We start from the raw sequence: 24,106 nt of genomic DNA on the forward strand, positions 1-24,106 counted from the left end.
GATGACGCCCTCCTCCGACATCGTCGCGGCGCTGCGGACGCTCGACAGCTGTGCCGTCTCGGATGCCCTCGACACGCTGGGGCTTCCGGGTGCGGTGACCGGGCTGGCGGGCATGTGGTCGGCCGGACGCACCGTCGCCGGACGGGTGCGCACGGTCACCGCCGCACCCAAGGCGGCCGCGGGACCGGGGACGCACATCGCCACGCCGCTCGTGGCGGTCGCCGAGCCCGACGACGTCGTGGTGATCGACAACCACGGCCGCACCGACGTCTCCTGCTGGGGCGGCCTCCTCGCGGAGGCGGCCGTGCAGCGCGGGATCGCCGGAGTGATCGTTGACGGCGCCTGCCGTGACGTCCAGGAGAGCGAAGCGCTCGGGCTCCCGGTGTTCGCGCGTGCCGCGGTGCCCGTCAGCGCGCGGGGCCGCATCGTGCAGCAGGCGATGGACGAGCGCATCCAGATCGCCGGTGTCTCGGTCGCCGCGCACGACTACGTCGTCGCCGACGTCAACGGCGTCGTCTTCGTCCCCGCTGCCGAGGTCGACCGCGTGGTCGCCCTCGCCCGGCGCATCATCGCGCGTGAGGCCCGCATGGCCGAGGCGGTGCGGGCCGGCCGCGATGTCAGCGAGGTCATGCACGACTCCCAGTTCCCCACCGTGACCGCATCGACCGACTCCACGGAGGAGAGATGACCGACACCCTCGCCCAGCGCTTCGCCGCCCTCGGCACCGCCACCGTCTCGGACGCGCTCGACAAGCACGGCCGCCCCGGCAGTCTGCTCGGCATCGCTCCCCTCGCCGACGGGCAGCACATGGTCGGTCGCGCCTTCACCGTCCGCTACGTCAGCGCGCAGGTGCCGGCGGGGACCGTGGGCGACTTCATCGACCAGGTCGAGCCGGGGCAGGTCGTCGTGCTCGACAACGACGGCCGCGTCGACTGCACGGTGTGGGGCGACATCCTCACCGCCGTCGCGCACCACCGCGGCATCTCCGGCACGGTGATCGAGGGCGTCTGCCGCGACACGCACCGCGCTCTCTCGATCGGCTATCCGATCTACAGCCGAGGACGCTTCATGCGCACCGGCAAGGACAGGGTCGAGGTCGCCGAGGAGCAGGGGCCCGTCACGATCGGCGGCGTCACGGTGCGCCCCGGTGACATCCTGCTCGGCGACTCGGACGGGGTCGTCGCGATCCCGCAGGACGTCGAGGAGCAGGTGCTCGAGACGGCCGAGCTGATCCATGCGCGCGAGGAGTCCATCCTCGCCGCGGCATTGGGCGGCGCGACGATCGCCGAGGCCCGCGCACGCTACGGTTACCACGACCTGCAGCGGGCCGAGGCGTGAGCGAGCTCGACGCCGACGCGCAGGAGCTGCTGCGCCTCGGGAGCGCCACGCTGTACGAGGCCTCACGCAGCGACTGCTTCCTCGCCCCGGCGTTCCGCCCGGCATGGGACGGCGCGCAGCTGGTCGGACGCGCCTACCCGGTGTCGGCGCAGATCGGAGACAACCTCGCCCTGCACCACGGGATCGAGGCCGCGGCGGACGGCGACGTGCTCGTCGTCGACGGCGGTGGCGGCGAGTTCGGGTACTGGGGAGAGGTCATGACCGTGGCCGCGCAGGCCCGCGGTATCCGCGGACTCGTGATCGACGGCGGCGTGCGCGACACCGCGCAGCTCGCCGCCCTCGGGTTCCCCGCCTTCAGCACCTCGATCTCGATCCGCGGCACCATCAAGCAGTGGCCGGGAGCCGTCGGCACCACCATCACCCTGCGCGGGCGCGTCGTGCGCCGGGGAGACGTGATCGTGGCCGACCGCGACGGCATCGCCGTGATCCCCGCCGAGCGCTACGACGAGGTGCTCGAGGCCTCGCGCGATCGCGCCGCGAAGGAGGACGCCTACATGGCACGACTCCGTGACGGCGAGACGACCCTCGACGTCTACGACTTCCGTCGTCTCGGTGCTCCGCGCCGCGACACGACCCCCTGAGAGGCAGACATGACCCACGACCTGGACGCGGACGTCCTCATCATCGGCGCCGGCCCCGTCGGTCTGGTCGCCGCCCTCGACCTCGCCGCCCGCGGCATCCGCACGATCGTGATCGAGCAGCGCGAGTACCTCGAGCCGCCGAACGTGAAGTGCAACCACGTCGCCTCGCGCACGATGGAGAGCTTCCGTCGTCTCGGCATCGCCGCCGAGGTGCGCCAGGCGGGGCTGCCCGCCGACTACCCCCAGGACGTCGCGTTCCGCACCTCGCTCACCGGCCGGGAGTTCGCGCGCATCCCGATCCCGGCGAGCGGCGAGCGGTACACCTCGCGCCGCGGGCCCGACACGTCATGGAACACCCCGGAGCCCCCGCACCGGATCAACCAGACCTTCCTGGAGCCGATCCTCGCCCGGCGCGCCGCGGCCGCGGCCGAGATCACGCTGCGCAATCGCACGCTGTTCCACACGCTGTCGCAGGACGACGCCTCGGTCTCGATCGTGGTCTCGGACCTCGACGGTTCGAACGAGCAGATCCTGCGCGGCCGATACCTCATCGGCGCCGACGGCGGACGCTCGAACGTGCGCAAGCAGATCGGCGCGAAACTGAGCGGGGATGCCGTGCTGCAGCACGTGCAGTCCACCTGCATCCGGTCCGCCGAGCTGTACGACCGGATGACCGCCGCGGAGCCGCGTGCCTGGGGCTACTACACGTTCAACGCGCGCCGCCTCGGGCACGTCTACGCGATCGACGGCCGGGAGACGTTCCTCGTGCACACCTACCTGTCGCCGGAGGAGGCGGCCGAGGAGGGCTCGGTGGATCGGGATGCCGCGATCAGGGCGATCCTCGGCGTCGACCAGGACTTCGCGCTCGACATGGTGTCGAAGGAGGACTGGGTGGCGCGTCGACTGCTCGCCGACCGGTTCCGGGACCGACGGGTGTTCCTCGCGGGCGACGCGACGCACCTGTGGGTGCCGTTCGCCGGCTTCGGCATGAACGCGGGCATCGCGGACGTGCTCAACCTCACCTGGACGCTGGGCGCGCATCTGCACGGTTGGGCGGACGAGGGCATCCTCGACGCGTACGAGGCGGAGCGCCGGCCGATCACCGAGCAGGTGTCGCACTTCGCGATGGACCACCAGCGCAAGCTCGCCAGGCCGTCCCTCCCGGAGGCGCTCGAAGACGACACGGCTGCGGGAAAGGCGGCGCGGACGGAGTTCGGCGCCGCAGTGCGGGCGCTCAACGAACCGCAGTTCGCCGCGGCCGGACTCAACTACGGCTACGTGTACGGCGCGTCACCGGTCATCGCCTACGACCAGGAACAGGCCCCCGGCTACTCGATGGGGGAGTACACGCCCTCGACGGTGCCCGGATGCCGCGCGCCGCACTTCCGGCTCGCGGACGGGACCTCGTTCTACGATCTGCTCTCCGACGGGTACACGCTCGTGGTGCGGGACGGTGCCGACGGATCGGCCCTCGCGGCGGTCGCGGAGGACCGCAGCATCCCTCTGGCGGTCGTCGAGGTCGATCGCGCGACGCTTCCCCCCGAGTACAGCCGCGCACTCACGCTCGTGCGTCAGGACCAGCAGGTCGTCTGGCGCGGTGACCGGGCGGATGCCGCGACGGCGGACGAGCTGTGGGAGCTGCTTCGCGGCGCTCGCGTCACCCGCGTCGTCGCCGCCGTCTGATCCCCTCGGGCGGCGCGAACGGAGGAAGGGGCCGATCGCACGGAACGACCGACCCCTCCCATGTCGTCCTCAGCGCCGGATGACCTTGGTCGCCGCCATCGCCTTCAGCCCTTCGACGCCGAACTCCAGGCCGTAGCCCGACGCCTTCGTGCCGCCGAAGGGCACCTGCGGGTCGACGCCGCCGTGCTGGTTGATCCACACCGTGCCGGCATCGAGCCGCTGGGCGATCAGGGCCGCCGCGTCGGGATCCGGACCCCACACCGAGGCGCCCAGTCCCTGTTCCGTGCCGTTGGCGCGGCGGACGGCGTCGTCGACGTCGGTGTAGCGGATGACCGGCAGCACGGGGCCGAACTGCTCCTCGACCACGACGGCGGCGTCGTCGTCGACATCCGCGATGATCGTGGGGCGGTAGAAGAGCGGGCCCAGCTCTGCGGCGGGCTCCCCTCCGGTGACGATCCGGGCGCCGCGCTCTTCGGCGTCGCGGACGAGCCGGGCGACGATGTCGAACTGTGCAGGGTTCTGGACGGGGCCGAGCCGGTTGGCCTTGTCGTGGCCGGAGCCCATGGGGGCCGCCTCCGCACGGGCGGCGAGCGCCGCCACCGTCTCCGCGTAGATCGAGTCGTGCACGTACAGGCGCTTCAGGGCGGCGCACACCTGGCCGGTGTTCATGAAGGCGCCCCAGAAGAGCGTGTCGGCGATGGCGTCGACGTCGGTGCCGGGGAGGACGATGCCCGCGTCGTTGCCGCCGAGCTCGAGGGTGAGACGGGCGAGGTTCGCCGAGGAGCTCTCCACGATCCGGCGTCCTGTGGCCGTCGAGCCGGTGAACACGATCTTCGCGATGTCGGGGTGGGAGGCGAGGGCCGCGCCCACCTCGCGGTCGCCGGAGATGGCGGTGACCACATCCGCGGGCAGGTGCCGACGGAAGATCTCGACGAGCGCCAGCACGCTCAACGGGGTGTTCTCGGACGGCTTGATCACGACGGTGTTGCCCATCCGGAGCGCCGGCGCGATGTGCCAGACCGCGATCATGACCGGGAAGTTCCACGGGCCGATCGAGGCGACCACCCCGAGCGGGACGTAATGCAGTTCGGATCCCTCGGCGAGCTGCTGCGGCTCGAGCACCGTGTCGGCGGCTCCGCGCAGCCAGTGCGCGGCCCCGTGCGCCTCGCCTTCGCCGGCGACCTTGCCCTGCTCGTGCGTGATGATCTGACCGAGTTCCGCGGCATGCGCGTCGATGTCGTCGGCGACCAGGCGCATGAGCCGCGACCGCTCGGCGTGGCCGAGGGCGGACCAGGATGCCTGGGCGAGCGAGGCCGCGGCGATCGCCGCATCGACGTCGGCGACGCTCTGCACCGGCGCGTGCCCGATGACCTCGCGGGTCGCCGCGTCGAGGATCGGACGGCCGGTGTCCGCGGGGGCCGTCACTGTCTGGAGGAGTTCGTTCATTTCCGTTTCCTTTCCCGGAGTCTCCGGGGTCGTCGTGCCGTGAGGCGCGGTCTTCGAGAGTCCTAGTGGCGCAGGCCGGCGAGTGTGGCCACGCGCAGTCCGGTGTGGAGCTCACGACGTACGAGGCCATCGGACAGATCGACGTCGATGATCGCCCTCACCCGGTCGAGGCGGTAGTACAGGGTGCTGCGGTGCACGTGCAGCTCCTGCGCGGTGCGCTGCGCGTCGCATCCGCAGTCGAGATACGCCTCGAGCGTCTCCGCCAGATCCGGCCCGGACTGCTCGACGAGCAGCTGCTGCACCGGTACCGGGAGATCCGCCGTCGTCAGGTCCTCCAGCGGCAGCTGCAGGAGCACGCGGTCGAGTCCGAGATCCGCCCAGTGCACGACGCGGTCCCTCATCGGATCGACAGCGGCTCCTCGCCCGGCGATGCGCGCCTCGCGGAGCGAGCGGTGAGCGTCGGCGAGAGGGGAATGCGCGCCTCCGACGCCGGCACGCAGCCGGGCGAAGGCGGGGAGGCTCAGGAGGGCGGCGAGTCGTTCGCCATCGATCTGGTAGGGCACGACCAGGATCGCCTCGCCGTCGATGACGGTGCCGACGGCCGTGAGCGAGGGGAACGCGGGGATCGCGGTGCGCGCCCTGTCGAGCACCAGCCGCAAGGCGGCCGAGCTCGGATCCGCCGGCGGCGGCGCAGACATCGTGATCACGGTGTAGTGCGGTGCAGGGGAGAGGAGACCGCCGGTGAGGAGCTCGTCCGCGGCGCGCCCGCGCTGCTCGACGTCGCCGTGCAGCAGCGCGGTGACCAGGCGGAGCGCCCGGTCCTCGTCTTCACGGTTGCCGAGGGCCATCGCGGCGAGTATGACGCCGAGCTGCGCGCGGGCGTCGCGGAGCACGTCGTCGTCGACGAGCTCCGCGTCCGGGTTCTCCTCGGGGATGGTGGAGGAGACGTACCCGACCACGAGCCCTTCGTGCCGAACGGGCGCGACGTGCCGGGTGAGCCCGCCGTTCAGGGGCGGAATGCGGACCGGCCCGTCGGACTGTCCTACCCGGTAGTCGCGGATCGACTCCCTCGCGCGGGACGAGCCCTTGTGCGACAGGATGATCGCCAGCCGGGCGTGGTCCACGTCGCGGTCGTGCACGCTGAAGGCGATCACGGTGAACTCGACATCGAACACGATGATCGGCCGACCCAGCCGGTCGGCGTATGCCTGGACCTGTCCTTCGAGACTCATCTCGGCCCTCCCGTTCGTCGGCGACTTGTCGTCGCCTCTCGATTCGATCTATATTCAATATAGTCATTTACACGAGAGGCGACCAGTATGACGAAGATGACAGGCGGAGACGCACTCACTCAGGCTCTGATCAGCGAGGGGACGGAGACCGTGTTCGGCATCCCCGGCGTCCAGCTGGATGGACTGACCGACGGCATGTACCGTCGCCAGGACGAGGTGCGCCTGATGGTCCCTCGGCACGAGCAGAGCACGACCTACATGGCCGACGGCTACCACCGGGTCACCGGCAGGCCCGGCGTCGCGATGGTCGTCCCCGGGCCGGGAGTCCTGAACGCCGGTGCCGGCATGGCGACCGCCTACGCCTGCTCGTCGCAGGTGATGCTGCTCGCCGGCACGATCCCCAGCACCCTGGTCGGGGCGGGACTCGGTGCGCTGCACGAGATCCCGAAGCAGACGGAGACGATCGAGGGGCTCACGAAGTGGACGGCCAGGCCGACCCGCGTCGAGGAGATCCCCGAGCTCGTGCACGAGGGCTTCCGGCAGATGCGCACCGGGCGTCCGCGCCCCGTGGCTCTCGAGCTCGGACCCGATATCCTGCACGCCGTCGCCGATCTCGAGGTCGGCGAGCCGTTCGCGGTCGCTGCGCCCGTCGTGCCGGAAGAGCAGGTGACCGAGATCGCACAGCTGCTCGCGGCCAGCAACCGGCCCGTGATCCACGTCGGCGGCGGTGTCAAGGGTCAGCGGGCGTTCGACCTGCTCGCGCGCCTCGCCGATCTCCTCGATGCCCCCGTCGTCATGAGCGAGAACGGCCGCGGAGCGATCGATGCCCGCGACCCGCACGCCCTCTCGGCCTACGCCCTCTGGGAGTTGCGCGAGACGGCGGACGCGGTGGTGTCGTTCGGCAGCCGCTTCCTCACGCCTTTCGGCCAGCAGCTGAACATCGGCGACGCTCGTCTCGCCCTGGTCAACATCGACGCCGCCGACCTCCGGGCCCCGCGGCGTCCCGACATCGCGGTGAACGCGGATGCGACGGCGGTGCTGGAGGCTCTGGTCGCCCGCGTCGAGCGCCGGGAGGCCTGGGGCGACGAGCTCCGACGCCTCCGGGAGGACGGCGACGACCGCGTCCGTGCGCAGGTGGCGCCGCAGATGGCGTTCGTCGACGCGATCCGGGCCGCGCTGCCCCCCGACGGCATCTTCGTCAACGAGCTCACGCAGATCGGGTACGTCTCGACCTACGGGTACCCGGTCCAGGCGCCGCGCTCCTACGTGTGGCCCGGCTACCAGGGCACGCTCGGCTACGCGATGCCCACCGCGCTCGGTGCCGCGGTCGGCGCGGGCGACCGGCCCGTGGTCGTCGTCACCGGCGACGGCGGGATCGGCTGGTCGCTGCAGGAGTTCGCCACGGCCAAGAAGTACGGCATCCCGCTGATCACCGTGCTGTTCGAGGACAACAGGTTCGGAAACGTCTGGCGCATCCAGCGCGACACCTACGGCGGGCGCTTCATCGGATCCGATCTCACGAATCCGGACTTCGAGCTGCTCGTCAAGGCGTTCGGCATCGACTTCGCGCTGGCGGAGGATGCGGATGCCGTGCAGCGGCGGATCTCCGAGGCGATCACGGCCCGTCGGCCGGCCGTCATCAAGGTGCCGGTGGATGTCTTCCCCTCGCCCTGGCCGTTCATCCACGAGCCGAAGCGCTGAACGGGGCCGGGAGAACCGCGTAGATCAATATAATCAATCCCTATCGGCGATCGCGACGATCATGACTGTCTCTTGTGTGAGTCGCGTCCGCCGTCCGTGCGGCGTCACAGCCGTCGTCGTCCGGAATCGAAGGGGAGTGCCATGGCGCAGATCGCGAACGCCGCCGTCGCCGTGCAGGTTGCTCGAGCACTGGAGCAGGAGATCACGGCCGAGGGGTGGAAGCCCGGGCACTTCGTCGGGCGGCGGCAGGAACTCGCCGCCCGATTCTCCGTCGCGCCCGCCACCCTCGGTGAGGCGATCCAGCTGCTCCGTTCGCGGGGGATCGTGGATGCGAAGCCGGGGCCGGGCGGAGGGATCTTCGTCGCCGACCGCTCGCCGTTCACGCAGCTGAGCGATCAGCTGCTGAGCCTGCGGGAGGGGACGGCGACGGTCACCAACTGCCTGCGCGTGCTCGATGCGCTCGACGGGACGGTCCTCCACGACGCGGTCGAGTTCGCGAACGATGCCGACATCGCGGAGGTCCGCCGTGCGGCCGAGCTGCTCGAGGCGTCGTGGGGCACGCCGGAGGGCTCCGGTGCCATGTGGGGGCTGCACGCGCGCATCGCTCGGATCACGCCCAACGAGCTGCTGCGGAGCCTGTACACCAACCTCGTCGAGTACATCATCGTCGAGGAGCTCGAAGGCGCCACCGCGCCGACGACGCCCGAGCGTCTGCAGACCCATCTCGACTTCGCCGATGCCGTGATCCGCCGCGATCACGCACTCGCGTCCTCGGCCGTCGACCGGCACCGCGGGTCGTCCCTGGCTGCCGCTCGATCCTGAGCCCTGGCGACCGTTTCCTGGGTGTCCCAGGTTGACAGGCGTGCTCTCGATGAATATTGTTCATATTCAATATTGACAATACCTTTCGCCCCGAGGGGGAACACCATGACGCTCGAGTTCCGCAGCGTGATCGACCAGATGCTCGCCACCCCGAACCGGCCGGCGAGATCGACCCCGCCACCGATCCGCCTCTCCCAGAACGAGATGCCCTGGGAGCCCACCGGTGTGATCGTCGAGGCGATGGAGAAGGCGGCGCGTGCGACGCACCGCTACCCCGACTACCACCGCACGGCGGCGCGCACCGCGATCGCTGCGGCGATGGGACTCGACGTCGAACGGATCGCGATCGACAACGGCTCCGGCTCGCTGCTGCACGGCCTCGCGCGCCTCGTCTGCGAGCCCGGAGTGCACGGTGTGTACTGCTGGCCGTCGTTCGAGGCGTACCCCGCGGCGCTCGCACTCGCCGGCGCCGAGAGCACGCCTGTCGCGCTCGCCGAGGACGGTGCGATGGATCTCTCGGCGATGGCGTCGGCGCTCCGCACGGATACGCGCATCGTCTACCTGTGCAATCCGAACAATCCCACGGGCGGACTCGTCGGCGTCGACGGCATCCGGGCGTTCCTCCGCGAGATCCCCTCGCATGTCCTGGTGGTCCTCGACGAGGCCTACCGCGAGTTCGTCACGTCCGAACCCTTCGAGGCGACCACCGCACTGCTCGAGGAGTTCCGCAACCTCGTCATCCTGCGCACGCTCTCGAAGTCGCACGGCCTCGCCGGCGTTCGCGCCGGCTATGCCGTGACGACGCCGCGCACCGCCGAGGCGCTGCGGCGCACCTCTGTCGGATTCGCGCTCAACAGCATCGCCGAGGCGGCGGTGATCGCCGCCTTCAGCCCCGAAGGACAGCGGGTCGCCGCTGAGCGCGTCGCGACGATCGTGAGCGAGCGCGCCCGCATGGAGGACGCCCTCCGTGCCGCCGACGTCTCCTTCCTGCCCAGTCAGTCGAACTTCCTCTTCCTCCAGGGAGACGCCGCAGACCTGCTCGCGCGCTTCGAGGCGCAGGGCGTGCTCGCACGCCCGTTCCCGCACGCCGGGGGCGTGCGCGTGACGGTCGGACTGCCCGCGGAGAACGACGCCGCGCTGGCCGCACTCCGATGAGCACCGTGCTCCGACACCGTGTCGGAGCCGCCAGGACGGACTTCAGAGCCGTCACCGATGAACCGTCCACCCGTCGGTTCGTACGCTGACACACAACACGAACGCCGCGGTTCGTACCCGAACCGGACCGCGGCGGAACACCCGCACAGCTTGCGCGAAGGGAATGGCAGTGACTGCGACGATGGACTTCGAGCGCGACCGGCGAGCATCTCAGCGCCGCGCGTTCACGGGCGCGGGGCTGTGGGCCGTGTTCATCGCCGCGCTCACGCTGATCTTCGTCTTCCCGGTCGCGATGATCGTGATCGGAGCCTTCCGCGACGGACTCCCCACCGACGATGTGCCGTTCTCGATCAACGGACTGGTCGAGGCGTTCCAAGACCCGGAGACCTGGACCACGATGGGGAACTCGGTGATCCTCGTCGTCGTGTGCGGCACCATCGCGGTCGCCGGCGGCGGCCTGTTCGCCTGGATCGCGGCGAACACCAACGTGCCGGGCCGCAGGCTCATCACGCCCCTCATGGCCGTGAACCTGTTCGTGCCCCCGCTCTTCCACACGCTCGGCTGGATCATGCTCGGCAATCCCCAGAACGGACTGCTGAATCAGTTCGGGCGGATGCTGGGCGCGACGGGACCCGTGCTGGACATCCAGACCTGGGGCGGGCTCATCCTGCTGATGTCGCTGGGCTACATGCCCTTCGCCTACCTGCTGATGCTCGGCGCCTTCAAGAACCGCGACCAGTCGCTGGACGAAGCCGCGGCCATCAGCGGCGCCGGCGCGGTGCGCACGTTCTTCACGATCACGCTGCCGTCGGTCGGTCCCGCGATCACCGGCGCTGCCATCCTCATCGCCGTGCTCGTGTTCCAGGCCTTCGACAGCCCTCAGCTGATCGGACGGCAGGCCAACATCTTCGTCTTCTCGACGCAGATCTACCGCTACGTGCGGGACCAGGCGCCGGCGAACTACACCAAGGCCTTCGCGCTGTCCCTCGTGCTCATCGTCCTCGTGCTGGCGCTCTTCGTGGCCCAGCGGTGGCTGCTGCGCGGCCGGAGCTTCACGACCCTCACCGGCAAGACCTCTCGTCGCGAACCGCAGGAGCTGGGCCCCGTTCGCTGGGTGTTCACCGCCCTGGTGGTCGTCTTCCTGCTGCTGAACCTGGTGCTCCCGCTCTTCGCCATGATCCTCGGCAGCCTGCAGCCGATCTTCGGCGTGATGAGCACGGGGCTGACACTCGACAACTACGCGGAGATGCTGACCGACCCGGTCTTCAGCTCGAGTCTGTCCCTGACCGCGTGGCTGGCCGTGATCGGCGGTTTCGGTTCGATCGCGATCGCCCTGCTCACGACCTACGTGACCGCCCGACGCCGCGGGTTCATCCGCTCCTACACGTCCTTCGCCGTCTGGATCCCCTGGGCGCTTCCGGGAATCGTCCTGGCGCTCGCCTACATGTTCGCGGTCCTGTACGTCCCGGCGTTCCGCGGGCTCCGCATTCCTGATGACTCTCGTGCTCATCGTGGCCACGATCCCCGTGTCCAGCCGCATCGCGGAGGGCGCCCTCGCGCAGCTCTCCCCGGAGCTCGAGGAAGCGGGACGCACGTCCGGCGCAGGCTCCTGGCGGGTGCTGCTCACCATCGTCCTGCGCCTGATCATCCCGAGCTTCCTGTCGGGATGGTTCCTGTCGGCCCTGTTCATCTCCGGCAACCTCGCCGTACCGATGCTGCTCGCACCCCCCGGACTCCAGCCCGTGTCGTTGACCGCGTATCAGGAGTTCCTGCTGGGCAACATGTCCCAGGGCGCGGCACTGTTCATGATCATCCTGATCGCCGCGATGGTCGTGCTCGCCATCGCCGGACTCTCGATGAAGCTCGGCGCCCGACTCCGGAACGGCGCCGCAGCACCCCACGCCCCCCTCACCCGCATCACTCCCTGACACACCCGAGAGGCAGAATAATGACGTTCTCCCGCAAGACTCTGAGGATCACCACGGCTCTGCTCGCCGCCGGTGCTCTCACCGCCCTGACCGCTTGCTCCTCGAGCGGAGCCGCGTCGAAGCCCGATAAGCCGGTCGAGGTCCCCGGGGCCTCCGCAGAGGCCAACGAGTACATGAACGAGCTCTACGACAAGGCCGTCGAGGAGGGCAAGACCGACATCGTGCTCTACGGCCCCAGCGTCTCGGCGCAGAAGTCGCTGTTCGACGTGTTCACCGACCGGTTCCCCGGGATCAAGATGGTCCAGCAGGATCAGCCGGATGCTCAGAGCATCACGAAGATCGAGGCCGAGGCGCAGAGCGGCAGCAAGATCGCCGACATCTACGACGGCGGCGAGTCTCCGCAGGTGGCCGCCGAACCCGGAATCTGCACCGCGGCGGATGTGCGCACCGCCCCCGAGGGATTCGAGATCCCCGGCGAATTCGACGGGCGCCTCACCTACTACGCGATGCGCTACTTCGTGCTCGTCTACAACACCGACATGGTGAAGGAGAGCGAGGTCCCGAAGAACTGGGACGACCTGCTCGATCCGAAATGGAAGGGCAAGATCAGCATGGGCGACCCGACGGTGCCCGGCGGGATCCGCTACATCCTGACCTCGCTGATGGTTCCCGAGAGCGAGAGCACGTGGGGTGAGGACTACATCGAGAAGCTGGCTGCGCAGGACGTGCAGTTCGCGCAGTCCGAGCCCAACGTTCCCGCGGATGTGGCGAGCGGTCGGTTCCCGATCGGCATCGCGGTGTACCAGGGCTTCTACGAGGACGTGAAGGCCAAGGGCGGCCCGATCGCCGCGGTCTTCCCGCTCGACGACGGCGGCAACTTCATGTCGCGCACCGGCATGTGCATCATCGAGGACAGCCCGCACCCGGATGCCGCGCAGCTCTACATCAACTGGCTGTACTCGCCCGAGGGGCAGCAGGCGCTCGCCGAGAAGAACCGCTCGTACGGCTGGACGCCTGAGGCGCCCGGTCCCGAGGGCACGCCGCCGCTCGACGAGCTGAAGCGCGTGCCGTTCGCGAACTCCGACCCGGAGTTCAACCAGCCCTACTTCGACTTCATCAGCGAGCAGTTCAAGAAGTAGCGTTCGCGGTCCTCTCGAAGCTCTCACAGAAGGCGTAGATCAGCATGACTCAGGTCCAGGTGTCCGGACTCAGCAAGCGGTACGGCAGCAAGTCGGCTCTGCACGGCCTCGATCTGACGATCGACTCGGGCGAGTTCGTCACCCTGCTGGGGCCCTCGGGCTGCGGCAAGACGACCACTCTGCGCTGCCTTGCCGGGCTCGAGCGTCCGACCACCGGACGGATCACCATGGGTGATCGCGTCGTCGTCGACACCGACCGGCGCATGTTCGTGCCGGCCGACAAGCGCCAGGTCGGCATGGTGTTCCAGAGCTACGCGCTCTGGCCGCACCTGAGCGTCGCCGAGAACGTGGCGTATCCGCTCACGGTCGCTCGGGTCGGCGCCAAGGCGCGTCGCACCCGGGTGAGCGAGATGCTCGCCGCCGTCGGTCTCGCCGACTTCGAGAAGCGTCCCGTCACCGCCCTGTCGGGCGGCCAGCAGCAGCGCGTCGCTCTGGCGCGCGCCCTGGCCGCCCGACCGGGCATCATCTTCTACGACGAACCACTCTCCAACCTCGACTCGAAGCTGCGCTACCAGATGGGACAGCAGGTTCGGGCGCTCCACAACGAGTTCGAGACGACCTCGGTGTACGTCACGCACGACCAGGAGGAGGCCATCACGCTCTCCGACCGGATCATCGTGATGAGCGAGGGAGAGATCGTGCAGGAGGGTGCTCCCGCTGACCTCTACGACCGCCCGCAGTCGGCATACGTGGCCGACTTCATGGGCTTCCAGAACATCCTCCCCGGAACCGTCGTCGCCGTGGACGGCGGCCGCGCGGACATCCGGGTCGACGGCACCTCGCTCGTCATCGCCGGAACCGCGACGACCGACGTCGCCGTCGGACAGCGCGCCGACATCGCCTTCCGAGCCGCCCACGTGCGGACCGATGCCGTCGCCTCGGGAGCCGGTCCCTCCTCGGGAGCCGGTCGCTTCTCGGCGACCGTCGAGCGCACGACCTACCTCGGCAGCGCGGTGAACCTCCTCGTCCGCGCGGACGGGCTTCCCCTGCGGGTGCGCGTCGAGACCTCCGACCTGAGCATCGACGCCGTGCCGAAGGCCGGTGAGCAGCTCGAGTTCAGCGTGAACCCGGCGCGCGCCGTGGTGATCACCAGGGAGGAGTCCGAAGACGACTACCTCACCGTCGAGACGAACGCGATCGTCTCCCCGCGCTGACGCCGCCCCGATTCCAGAGAGGAACACCCCCACCATGACTGATCTGTTCACCCCGCGTTCCGACGCCCCGCACATCCGCGAGCTCGCCGAGATCGGCGGGCGCTCCGACACGAGGGACGTCCTCGCACATGCGACGAAGCAGGCGCGGGACGACTACGACGACTATTTCATCGTGGACATCGACGCCCACGTCTCGGAGGACCATTTCTGGGGCGAGGTGCTCGACCTGATCGACAACGACGTCTGGCGTCAGATCGGCATGGACCAGTTCGGGAAGTTTGCGGGAAACAACGCGCTGCTGAACATCCAGCCCGGCATGTCGCACCAGAGCGTCGGCGGACGCATCGGCCATCAGGGTCGCAAGGAGCCGATGGCGGGGGAGGAGGGGCATCCGTTCGTCACGGCCGCACGCCGCGGCATGGATGCCATGGGGCTCGACTACCAGGTGGTGTTCCCGAGCGCGATGCTCCTGCTCGGCATGCACCCGCAGGATGAGGTGGAGGTCGTGCTCGGTCGGGCGTTCAACCGCTGGCTGACCGAGGTGATCCTGCCGCCGAACCCCCGGTTGAAGGGCATGCTCTACCTTCCGTACAACACGCCGGAGGTGTGCGAGGAGCTCGTCGAGAAGTACGCCGACAACGACGGGATCATCGGCTACACGGTGTGCTCGACCCGCAACAACCCGGTGCACTCGGATGTCTACACGCGTCTCTACAAACTGATCGAGGACAGCGGCAAGCCGCTCGCGTTCCACTCCGGCTATCACTGGGGCGACCCGTCGTTCGCGCAGCTGAATCGCTTCCTGTCGATGCACGCGCTCTCGTTCACGCACTACAACCAGATCCACGTGACCAACTGGATCATCAACGCGATGCCCGAGCGCTTCCCGAAGATCAAGATGGTCTGGGTCGAGAGCGGGCTGGCCTGGATCCCCTTCCTCATGCAGCGACTCGACCACGAGGTGCTGATGCGGCCCAGCGAGGCGCCGGGGCTGAAGCGCCTGCCGAGCGAGTACATGAAGGAGATGTGGTACACGACGCAGCCGATGGAGCGCACCAACATGGAGCTCCTGGAGGCGACGATGAAGTCCTTCAACGCCGAGACGCAGCTCCTCTACTCGTCGGACTGGCCGCACTGGGACTGGGATGCCCCGTCCACGATCACGCGTCTGCCGTTCCTCTCGGAGCAGGCGAAGCGCAACATCCTCGGGTTGAACGCCGCGCGGGTGTTCAACCTCCCGACCGACCGACAGAAGCCTCCAGCGGAGCAGGTGCTCCAGGACCGACCAGGGATCTCGTGACATGACTGCTGACATCATCACCACCACCACACCCACCACCACCCCCGCCATCGAAGAGCTCGCGGCTCTCATCACCCGTCTGGAGGAGGTCACCGCGCTGGTCGCCGAGGAGAAGCTCGGTGCCGAGGTCTCCGACGAGCAGATCGCGGATGTGCTCTACGCCTCCGCGCGGCTGTTCTCCGCCAAGACGGATCGCGTCGGCAAGGTCGCCTGGCCGATCCGCGCCGATGCCCTGAACGCGACCGAGACGGTGGTCCTCGTGACCGCCCTGCTCGACGCCGCCGACGTGAACCTGTTCGACATGGCCATCTGGTATCGGAGGGCCGAATGAGCGCCCGGGTCGTCCGCCGGGATGTCGTCGTGGCGCGCCTCGACGACCTGAGGGAACGCGAGCGCATCGTCGTCGACGTGGAGGGCACGGAGCTCGGCGTCTACTTCTACGCCGACGAGGTGCGCGCCTGGTACAACGTGTGCCCGCACCAGGGCGGACCCGTCTGCCAGGGGAAGATGATGCCCCGCACCGTGCAGCTCGTGCGGGGAGAGGGCGGTCTGAAGAGCGGTGGCCCCGGCTTCCACCCGACGGATCGCAACATCGTGTGCCCCTGGCACGGCTTCGAGTTCGATGTCCTCACCGGCAAGCACCCGGCCGACCACAGCGTCGGCCTGCGCCCGGTTCCGGTCCGCGTCGACGGCGACGACATCGTCGTGACGATCTGATCCGGAGAGGGGCGGATGCTGCGGCATCCGCCCCCTCTGCTGTGCCCGGCGGCATCCGCCCCCGCGCACGACTTCGGAGGTCAGCGGCGAAACGCCGTAGGGGAGGCCGCTGCGAGCGGCATGGCGCCTCCCGGATCCGAAGCTGTGCACGCACGGAGCAGTTCACAGACTGCACAACCCACGGGTTCTAGGCTGGACGGGTGAGCGAGTACATCGTCCGACCGGCGCGCAGCGCCGACATCGTCGGCATCCGGAACCTGCTGCAGCCGCTCGTGGAGCAGCGCATCCTGCTCGGGAAGGACCTGGCGGTGCTCTACGGCGCCGTGCAGGAGTTCGTCGTCGCGGAAGCCGACGGCGAGCTGATCGGATGCGGTGCACTGCACGTGATCTGGGAGGACCTCGGCGAGGTCCGCACGCTCCTCGTGCGCGAGGACTGGCTGCACCACGGCGTCGGACGTGGGATCGTCGACCGGCTCGAGGAGACTGCCCGCATGCTCGGGCTCTCTCGGCTGTTCTGCCTCACGTTCGAGGTCTCGTTCTTCGGGCGGCGAGGTTACACGCCGATCGGGGAGCAGGTCGTCGACCCGGACGTGTACTCGCAGCTCCTGCGCAGCGGTGACGCGGGTGTCGAGGAGTTCCTCGACCTCGCACACGTGAAGCCGAACACGCTCGGCAACACCCGCATGCTCAAGGTGCTCTGAGCCGGAACGCGGTCGGTCGCACGGTCGATCCCCGGGTCGATCGCTTAGCCTGGAGACATGCCCCGCCACTCCGCCGCCGTCTATCGCCGCCGGCGGCTGGTGCTCCTGATCGGGATGATCCTCGCGGTCGCCGTGATCGGGGTCTCGACCTGGCTGCTGATCGCGCGCCCCTGGGCGGATACCGCCGCCGGTCCCGCTCCGACGAGTTCCGGGACGACGACTCCCTCGACGACGACGCCTCCGCCCGGCACCGGGTCGCCCGAGCCGTCGCCGTCGGCCGAGCAGACGCCGGCGATCGTCGCGTGCGCGGCGAAGGATGTGGAGGTGACCGCGGTCACCGACTCGGACTCCTACGAGGCCGGCGTCACGCCGCAGCTCTCCATCTCGCTCACCAACAAGGGCTCGACGGACTGCACGATCGACGTGGGCTCCACCACCCAGGTGTTCACGGTCTCGAGCGGTGCCGACGTCTGGTGGCGCTCGACCGACTGCCAGGAGAACCCGAGCAGCATGATCGCCACTCTCGCGGCGGGGACGACCGTGACCAGCAAGGATCCGGTGGTCTGGGACCGCACGCGCTCGAGCGTCGAGACGTGCGCCGACGAGAACCGACAGCGTGCGCCGGGCGGGGGCTCGTCGTACCATGTCGAGGTGTCGATCGGCGGGTTCACGAGCGCGAGCAGCACGCAGATCCTGCTGTACTGAAGCCCGAACGGGAATCGGCGCCCCGTCAGAAGCTGGTGACGAGGTCCCCGAGGACCGCACTGACCTTCGTGGGATCGGTGGCGTCGTAGAAGTGCGCACCGGTCGCCGAGGAGATGCTCTGCAACGTCGTCACGTCGGCGTCCGCGCCGTAGGCGAGCGTGAACACCAGCACGGGCGAGTGATGATGCAGGCCGCCCAGGTTCGCGAGGAGCGTCGGCTGGTCGACGGTCGGAATGGCGGTCTCGTTCGCGCCGTCGCTGAGCAGCACGATCGCGGTGATGCGGTCCGGGTCGTAGGCGGCCGCCTGCTGCTGCGTGTACTGATCGACCGCCGCGTACAGCGGCGTGAAGGTCTGCGGGGTCAGCGCGCCGATGGCGGCGACGAGGCTGTCCCGGTTGTCCGGGTAGTCGTCCACGGGGGCGATGAGCCCGGGTTGGATGGTCGCATCGCCGGCGGATGAGAATGCGGCGATGCCGACGTCGTCGCCCTCGGAGAAGTGGTCGAGGGCGGCGATGATCGCGGACTTGGCTGCATCGAGCTTCGTCTGCCCGCTCGGGATCACGTCGGACATGGACCCGGAGACGTCGAGCAGGAAGAGAACGGATGCCCGCTTGCGAACCTCTGGGAAAGACGTGTTCAGCGCCGCCATGGTCTCTCCCGAGGGAAAGAGCACGGCCTTCTCCGGCGATCCCTGCAGCTGTCCGACATCCTGTACCTGCTGATCGAGGTCGTCATGGAGATCGCGGTAACCCGCCTCCCTGACGATTTGCTGGCCCTCGACCGTACCCGTGAAACGGACGAAGTCGGCAGCAGCGGCGGCCTCCGCCTCATCGACCCAATCGCCCTCGAGAACCGTGGCGGGGTTGTCGGCGACGTAGAACCCGTCCGAGGGGTAGATCGGGACGAGGAGCTCTTTCGGCGGCGTCCCCTGAGACCTCGTGACGCCGTCACGGCTCGTGATGCCGCGGTTGTAGTCCCAGACTGACTTCTCATCGACGATCACGGCCGAGAGGAAGTCCGCGGCGGAGCCCGACTCCTCCGCCTGGCGCGCATGCCACAGGAAGTGCTCGGGTGTCGCCATGTAGTGGCTGGTCGCGAGTTCGTGCTCCTTCACCTGCTCGGTGATCTTCTCGTCCCTGAAGTCGGCGACTTCGGTGGTGCCCACCCCGTCTCCGGAGACGCCGAATGACGCGAGCATCGCTGCCTCGCCGGAGCTGGCCACCAACGGGCTGGTCTTCCCCAGTTTGAACGCGCCCCACTCCGGATGATCGAGATCCGCCCAGAGATCTTCGTCCCCGGCGGCTTCGAACACCTCGCTCCAGCTAGGCGCCTTCGCGTCCCACCCGATCGCTTCCGCGAGCGGAACGGGCATCGCCAGGATGATGTTCGACTTTCCGACTGTCGTGGACTCGGAGCCGAGAGCATCCGCCCCCTCCGACCGGGCGACGGACAGCCAAGACGACGCATCCGGGAGCCACACGAGGGGCCGCGCCTCGGGCGGCACGTCGGCGAACCCCGTCGCCGCGCGGGTCGCAGCGACGCCCGACTTGTCCTTCGATGCCGTCACCTCGACGCACGAGCCACCGACGTCTCGCGGCTGCGCGTTGTATCCGGCAGCCAGGTTCGCCACCATCTCGGAGTTCTCGAACGACGACAGCACGGGGACGGAGATGCAGGGGGCGGCCCCGGCGACAGCGGCGGGTTCGTCCGCAGGGAACGGCACCTCGACCACGGGTGTCTCGGTCGGTGCCGACGTGGCTTCCGGGTTGCCGGCCTTCGACGCGATGGCGAATCCGAGGGAGCCGAGGGCGATCGACAGGACGGCGATGGCACCGCTCAGGGCCCAGACTGCGGGGTGGCGACCCGACCGCATCGTCTTCTCGCCAGGCATGTTCGACACGCGCGTCCCCCAGTTCCGTGCAGATCTCCCCAGATCTTTCGTGCTCACGAACCATAGCGAGGCCCCGTCCCAGAAGCAATATTCTGCTGCGTACTTCGAAGGCGATCCGACCTGCGCACTTCGGAAAGCGTCGCCGACCTGTTCCCTTGATTCGGAATACCTCGACGTCAGAGGTTTTCTGCACGGAGTGCAGACACGAGCGCCTGTCTGGGATACCATTAGGTGACTCTCCGCACTAGCGGCACATGCCATCCCCAGTGGCGTCGAACTACAGCGTCCCCAGCGCTTCGACATCGCCGTTCGAGAGTCCGAGGGCCCTCTCGAGTACCCCAGTCCCCAATGTGGGACTCGAGAGGGCCCCAATCTTTCCCCCGGCCGGTCTCGACCTCGTCGGATGCCGCGCCCGGCGCCGCCGCCACGAATAGGCTGGGTGCATGGCAGCGAAGAAGGCGAAGGCCTCGAAGAAAAAGCCCGCACCGGAGGACTTCCGCTCCGACGCGCTGGCCCAGGCCCTCGAAAAGCAGGACGTCGCCGCGGTCGCCCTGGCCCTCCGCCACGGAACGACCGTCGTCCCACTGATCGCGCCCGGCGCGAGGGACAACCCGCTCGATACCGGCGAGGTGTGGACCTACCGCGATGCGAAGACCGGAGACCTGGCTCTGCTGCTGTTCAGCGACGCCAAGAACAAGCCGGCCAACCTGCCGCCGGGAGTGGGCATCTACACCGCCGACTGGCTGCGCAAGTTCCTCGCCGCGCACCCGATCACCACGGTGTTCCTGGACATCGCCGGGCCCCACCCCATGCAGGCCGACCCGGTCGAGCTGCTCAAGGCGCTCGACGCGTAGCCCCTCCACGTGGGTGGCTGAGCTTGTCGAAGCCCTTCGACAAGCTCAGGGACCCAAGACCTCGGGGGCGGTCAGAACGGCGGGATGTCGCGCTGATCCCGGGGCGAGCGGTCGCGCGCCTTGATGTCTTTCAGCGCCCCGACGAGCGTCTTCGAGCGGTCGTCGACGACCTGCTCGTATCCGAGTCGTGACGCCTCGGATCGGCGCTGGGCGGCCTGCGTGACCGGACGAATCTCGCCGGCCAGGCTGAGTTCGCCCACTGCTGCGACCGTGCGCGGCACCGACGTGCGCTGCACGGATCCGGCGACGGCGATCGCGATCGCGAGGTCGGCGGCGGGCTCGGTGAAGCGCACTCCGCCGACGGTCGACACATAGACGTCGAGGTCGCTCGTCTTGATGTTCGCTCGCCGTTCGAGGATCGCGAGCACCATCGCCACGCGTGAGGAGTCGACGCCGTGCACGATGCGCCGCGGGTTCGGCGCGTGCGACGGCACGGTGAGCGCCTGCACCTCGACGGGGAGCGCGCGCCGGCCCTCGAGCGAGATGGCGACGCAGGTGCCCTCTGCCGTCGACTGCGACAGGAACAGCCCGGACGGGTCGGGGACCTCGGAGATGCCGGCACCGGTCATCTCGAAGCAGCCGACCTCGTCGGTCGGGCCGAAGCGGTTCTTGAGCGCGCGGATGAAGCGGAGCGCGGTCTGCCGGTCGCCCTCGAAATGGCAGACGACGTCGACCAGGTGCTCGAGCACGCGGGGACCCGCGACTTGGCCGTCTTTCGTCACGTGGCCCACGATGATGATCGGGAGATCACGATCCTTCGCCACCCGGATGAGCGTGGAGGCGACCTCGCGCACCTGGCTCGGCTGGCCCGCCGCGCCGTCGGTCAGCGAGGAGGAGACCGTCTGCACCGAGTCGACGATGACGAGCTGCGGCTGCACCTCGTCGATGTGGCCGAGGATCGTCGCGAGATCGGTCTCGCTCGCGAGGTAGAGCTCGTCGTGCAGGGCGCCCGTGCGCTCGGCGCGCAGGCGCACCTGGCCCGGAGACTCCTCGGCACTGGCGTAGAGCACGCGGCGTCCGGACCGCGCGGCCTGTGCCGCCACCTCGAGCAGCAGCGTGGACTTGCCGACGCCCGGCTCTCCGCTGAGCAGGATCGCGGCGCCCGGGACGATGCCGCCGCCGAGCACGCGGTCGAACTCGCCGACGCCGCTCGTGCGACGCGGCGCATCCTGCGTGGTGATCTGCGTGATCGGCCGCGCCGTGCGCTCGGCCGTCGGAGCGAGGGCGGTGACCCGGCGCAGGATGCCGGTCGGTGCGGCCTGCTCCTGCACGGTTCCCCACTGCTGGCACTCGCCGCAGCGACCGACCCACTTCGCCGTCGTCCACCCGCATTCCGTGCAGACGTACGCCGGGGGAGCGGGTTTTCGGGTGGCCATGCAGCCAGGCTATCGCCGGCATCCGACATCCCTATCGCTCCGGACATTATTCACGGCCGAACCGCTCGATCCGCACGCTCGCCTCTGGGACGATGGGGGCATGCGCAACGGCGGGCCCGTCTGCGGGCCGATCTCGACATACTCGCGGGTGCAGCTCCTGCACCTGCTCTTCGAGGCCGGGCGCGGGCAGAATCGGGCCGAGCTCACGATCGGCGAGCTGTGCGAGGCCACCGGCCTCCACGCCAACACGGTGCGCGAGCACCTGCAGCGGCTCATCGAGGGCGGGTACGTGATCCCGACGATCGAGCACCGCACCGTGCGCGGTCGTCCCCGGACCCTCTACCGGGCAGCGACCGGAGCTCCGGGAGCGTCCAGCCCGGTCGCCCGCGACAAGGCGAAGGCCGCCGCGCGCCGCGGCGACCTGATGCGACGGATGCTGCCCGCCGCGGCATCCGATCTGAGCCGGGAGGCCACCTACCAGCTCGACGCGCTGGTGGAGCACCTGGAGGAGAGCGGCTTCGAACCCGTGGTCGACGACGTGCGGCTCACCGTCGACCTCAGCCCGTGCCCGCATGCGGCCGGCCGCCCCGAGGCGCGCCCCATGCTGTGCCAGGTGCACCTGGGCCTGATGCAGGGCGTGCTCAACGAAGCAGGCGGACCGCTCGTGGCCGACTGCGTGCGCGCCGCCGAGGGTCCCACCGACTGCACGGTGCAGCTGATCGACAGAGTGCAGCTCACCGATCGAGCGCAGCTGATCGACACGACAGGAGTCGCGCATGGAATGGCTTGATCCGCTCGTCCTCTCCCGATGGCAGTTCGGGCTGACGACCGTCTACCACTACCTGTTCGTGCCCCTGACGATCGGCATGGCGCTGGTCGCCGCGATCTTCCAGACCGCATGGGTGCGCACCGCCAAGGTGCAGTATCTGCACCTGACCCGCTTCTTCGGCAAGATCTTCCTGATCAACTTCGCCATGGGCGTCGTCACCGGCATCGTGCAGGAGTTCCAGTTCGGCATGAACTGGTCGGACTACTCCCGCTTCGTCGGCGACGTTTTCGGCGCCCCGCTCGCCTTCGAGGGGCTGCTCGCCTTCTTCTTCGAGGCCACCTTCATCGGGCTCTGGATCTTCGGCTGGGACAAGCTCCCGCAGAAGCTGCACCTGGCCACGATCTGGTGCGTGTCGATCGGCAGCATCCTCTCGGCGTACTTCATCATCGCCGCCAACGCGTTCATGCAGAACCCGGTGGGCTACGTCTTCAACCCCGAGACGAACCGCGCCGAGCTGACCGACTTCTGGGCGCTGCTCACCAACCCCGTCGCGCTCGCCGCATTCCCGCACACGATCTTCGGCGCGCTCATGTTCGCCGCGGGTGTCGTGATCTCGGTGTCGGCCTGGCACCTCGCGCGCGGCCAGCACTTCGACACCATGCGCATCTCGCTGAAGTTCGGCCTGTGGGCGATGATCTTCTCGACCGCGGGCGTCGTGCTCACGGGTGACCAGCTCGGCCTCGCGATGTACGCCGCGCAGCCGATGAAGATGGCGGCGGCCGAGGCGACCTTCAACACGGTCTGCGGACCCGACGCCTCCTTCAGCCTCTTCACGCTCGGCACGCCCGACGGCAGCTCCGAGCTGTTCTCCATCCGCGTGCCGTACCTCCTGTCCCTCCTGTCGACGCACACGCTCGACGCCTGCGTGCACGGCATCAACGACCTGAACGCCGAGTACAGCCAGACGTATGCCGACACGGGCATGACGGACTTCGCCCCGATCCTCTGGGTCACGTACTGGGCGTTCCGCTGGATGATCGGCCTGGGCATGGCCGCCGGCCTCGTCGCCGTGATCGGCCTGTGGCTCACCCGCAAGAGCGCGAAGAAGCCCCCGACGCAGTGGATGTGGAAGCTCGCCATCTGGTCGTTCCCGCTCGCTCTCGCCGCCAACATCATGGGCTGGGTCTTCACCGAGATGGGCAGGCAGCCCTGGATCGTGTTCGGGTTGATGACCACGCAGGACGGCGTCTCGCCCGGTGTCTCCGGGGTCGAGGTGCTGATCTCCCTCATCGCCTTCACCGCGATCTACGCGGCGCTGGCCGTGGTCGAGATCCGTCTCATCATCCGGGCTGCGCAGAAGGGGCCCGACACCGAAGAGCAACCCCACGACGAGACGGCTCAGCTGCTGTCGGTCGTCTACTGAGAGGAAGGAGC

The 24,106-nt window shown here is 69.0% G+C and carries 22 protein-coding genes and 1 pseudogene; 19 read left to right on the top strand and 4 right to left on the bottom strand.

What is annotated here, in order from left to right; genetic code table 11:
* The first annotated feature begins 1 nt into the window (after position 1).
* From ABS642_RS18240 to ABS642_RS18255, 4 genes are read left to right on the top strand one after another with little or no spacing between them, the layout of a single operon-like run.
* A complete protein-coding gene (locus tag ABS642_RS18240; protein WP_350351240.1) occupies positions 2 to 688 on the top strand; it encodes a 4-carboxy-4-hydroxy-2-oxoadipate aldolase/oxaloacetate decarboxylase in 687 nt (228 codons plus the stop codon).
* Positions 685 to 1,338: an RraA family protein gene (locus ABS642_RS18245; RefSeq protein ID WP_350351241.1), complete on the top strand. Its 654-nt coding sequence runs from the start codon at positions 685 to 687 to the stop codon at positions 1,336 to 1,338. Before ABS642_RS18240 ends, ABS642_RS18245 begins: the two co-directional genes overlap by 4 nt.
* The gene (locus tag ABS642_RS18250; protein WP_350351242.1) at positions 1,335 to 1,979 is read left to right on the top strand and encodes a 4-carboxy-4-hydroxy-2-oxoadipate aldolase/oxaloacetate decarboxylase; all 645 of its coding nucleotides are present in this window, start codon (positions 1,335 to 1,337) and stop codon (positions 1,977 to 1,979) included. The genes ABS642_RS18245 and ABS642_RS18250 overlap by 4 nt, the downstream gene beginning before the upstream one ends.
* Positions 1,980 to 1,988: 9 nt before the next feature.
* Positions 1,989 to 3,662, top strand: a complete 1,674-nt coding sequence (locus ABS642_RS18255) for an FAD-dependent oxidoreductase (protein WP_350351243.1) — start codon at positions 1,989 to 1,991, stop codon at positions 3,660 to 3,662.
* A gap of 69 nt (positions 3,663 to 3,731) precedes the next feature.
* On the opposite strand, the gene ABS642_RS18260 is transcribed toward ABS642_RS18255, so the two are convergent.
* Together ABS642_RS18260 and ABS642_RS18265 are read right to left on the bottom strand one after the other, a co-directional pair.
* The gene (locus ABS642_RS18260; protein WP_350351244.1) at positions 3,732 to 5,108 is read right to left on the bottom strand and encodes an aldehyde dehydrogenase family protein; all 1,377 of its coding nucleotides are present in this window, start codon (positions 5,106 to 5,108) and stop codon (positions 3,732 to 3,734) included.
* A 62-nt stretch (positions 5,109 to 5,170) separates the two neighbouring features.
* Positions 5,171 to 6,340 carry a helix-turn-helix domain-containing protein gene (locus ABS642_RS18265; protein WP_350351245.1) on the bottom strand — a complete coding sequence of 390 codons (1,170 nt, stop codon included), beginning with the start codon at positions 6,338 to 6,340 and terminating at the stop codon, positions 5,171 to 5,173.
* 87 nt (positions 6,341 to 6,427) lie between these two features.
* On the opposite strand from ABS642_RS18265, the gene ABS642_RS18270 reads away from it, so the two are divergent.
* From ABS642_RS18270 to ABS642_RS18325, 12 genes and pseudogenes are all read left to right on the top strand, one after another.
* On the top strand, positions 6,428 to 8,041 hold the full coding sequence (locus ABS642_RS18270; protein WP_350351246.1) for a thiamine pyrophosphate-binding protein: 1,614 nt from the start codon (positions 6,428 to 6,430) through the stop codon (positions 8,039 to 8,041).
* Between the two features lie 141 nt (positions 8,042 to 8,182).
* On the top strand, positions 8,183 to 8,863 hold the full coding sequence (locus tag ABS642_RS18275) for an FCD domain-containing protein (RefSeq protein ID WP_282215966.1): 681 nt from the start codon (positions 8,183 to 8,185) through the stop codon (positions 8,861 to 8,863).
* A 105-nt stretch (positions 8,864 to 8,968) separates the two neighbouring features.
* Positions 8,969 to 10,018 (top strand): aminotransferase class I/II-fold pyridoxal phosphate-dependent enzyme, encoded by a 1,050-nt coding sequence (locus ABS642_RS18280; RefSeq protein WP_350351247.1) that lies wholly within the window; start codon positions 8,969 to 8,971, stop codon positions 10,016 to 10,018.
* 397 nt (positions 10,019 to 10,415) lie between these two features.
* A pseudogene (locus ABS642_RS18285) lies at positions 10,416 to 11,000 on the top strand (ABC transporter permease subunit); the annotation flags it as partial.
* A 511-nt stretch (positions 11,001 to 11,511) separates the two neighbouring features.
* Entirely contained in the window at positions 11,512 to 11,946 is a 435-nt protein-coding gene (locus tag ABS642_RS18290) for an ABC transporter permease subunit (RefSeq protein ID WP_350353463.1), read from the top strand.
* Positions 11,947 to 12,242: 296 nt separating this feature from the next.
* Positions 12,243 to 13,085, top strand: a complete 843-nt coding sequence (locus tag ABS642_RS18295; RefSeq protein ID WP_350353464.1) for an extracellular solute-binding protein — start codon at positions 12,243 to 12,245, stop codon at positions 13,083 to 13,085.
* A gap of 44 nt (positions 13,086 to 13,129) precedes the next feature.
* On the top strand, positions 13,130 to 14,299 hold the full coding sequence (locus ABS642_RS18300) for an ABC transporter ATP-binding protein (protein ID WP_350351248.1): 1,170 nt from the start codon (positions 13,130 to 13,132) through the stop codon (positions 14,297 to 14,299).
* Positions 14,300 to 14,333: 34 nt separating this feature from the next.
* Positions 14,334 to 15,599, top strand: a complete 1,266-nt coding sequence (locus tag ABS642_RS18305; RefSeq protein WP_282215971.1) for an amidohydrolase family protein — start codon at positions 14,334 to 14,336, stop codon at positions 15,597 to 15,599.
* A 1-nt stretch (position 15,600) separates the two neighbouring features.
* Entirely contained in the window at positions 15,601 to 15,930 is a 330-nt protein-coding gene (locus ABS642_RS18310; protein WP_350351249.1) for a hypothetical protein, read from the top strand.
* Positions 15,927 to 16,316, top strand: coding sequence for a Rieske 2Fe-2S domain-containing protein (locus ABS642_RS18315; RefSeq protein ID WP_282215973.1), 390 nt, complete (start codon positions 15,927 to 15,929; stop codon positions 16,314 to 16,316). The genes ABS642_RS18310 and ABS642_RS18315 overlap by 4 nt, the downstream gene beginning before the upstream one ends.
* A 200-nt stretch (positions 16,317 to 16,516) precedes the next feature.
* A complete protein-coding gene (locus tag ABS642_RS18320; RefSeq protein ID WP_282215974.1) occupies positions 16,517 to 17,017 on the top strand; it encodes an amino-acid N-acetyltransferase in 501 nt (166 codons plus the stop codon).
* Between the two features lie 57 nt (positions 17,018 to 17,074).
* A complete protein-coding gene (locus tag ABS642_RS18325; protein ID WP_350351250.1) occupies positions 17,075 to 17,722 on the top strand; it encodes a hypothetical protein in 648 nt (215 codons plus the stop codon).
* Between the two features lie 25 nt (positions 17,723 to 17,747).
* On the opposite strand, the gene ABS642_RS18330 is transcribed toward ABS642_RS18325, so the two are convergent.
* Positions 17,748 to 19,613 carry a VWA domain-containing protein gene (locus ABS642_RS18330; RefSeq protein ID WP_350353465.1) on the bottom strand — a complete coding sequence of 622 codons (1,866 nt, stop codon included), beginning with the start codon at positions 19,611 to 19,613 and terminating at the stop codon, positions 17,748 to 17,750.
* A gap of 443 nt (positions 19,614 to 20,056) precedes the next feature.
* Between ABS642_RS18330 and ABS642_RS18335 the strand changes: the two genes are divergently transcribed.
* Entirely contained in the window at positions 20,057 to 20,467 is a 411-nt protein-coding gene (locus ABS642_RS18335; RefSeq protein ID WP_350351251.1) for a dehydrogenase, read from the top strand.
* Positions 20,468 to 20,538: 71 nt separating this feature from the next.
* Here the strand turns inward: ABS642_RS18335 and radA are convergent, their stop codons facing one another.
* Entirely contained in the window at positions 20,539 to 21,903 is a 1,365-nt protein-coding gene (gene radA, locus ABS642_RS18340; protein WP_350351252.1) for a DNA repair protein RadA, read from the bottom strand.
* Between the two features lie 100 nt (positions 21,904 to 22,003).
* On the opposite strand from radA, the gene ABS642_RS18345 reads away from it, so the two are divergent.
* Complete coding sequence (locus tag ABS642_RS18345) at positions 22,004 to 22,693, top strand: helix-turn-helix domain-containing protein (protein WP_350351253.1); 690 nt, start codon at positions 22,004 to 22,006, stop codon at positions 22,691 to 22,693.
* Entirely contained in the window at positions 22,680 to 24,095 is a 1,416-nt protein-coding gene (locus ABS642_RS18350) for a cytochrome ubiquinol oxidase subunit I (RefSeq protein WP_350351254.1), read from the top strand. The genes ABS642_RS18345 and ABS642_RS18350 overlap by 14 nt, the downstream gene beginning before the upstream one ends.
* The last annotated feature ends 11 nt before the right edge of the window (positions 24,096 to 24,106 follow it).

This window comes from Microbacterium sp. A8/3-1 (genome assembly GCF_040267695.1).
Lineage (GTDB): Bacteria > Actinomycetota > Actinomycetes > Actinomycetales > Microbacteriaceae > Microbacterium > Microbacterium luteolum.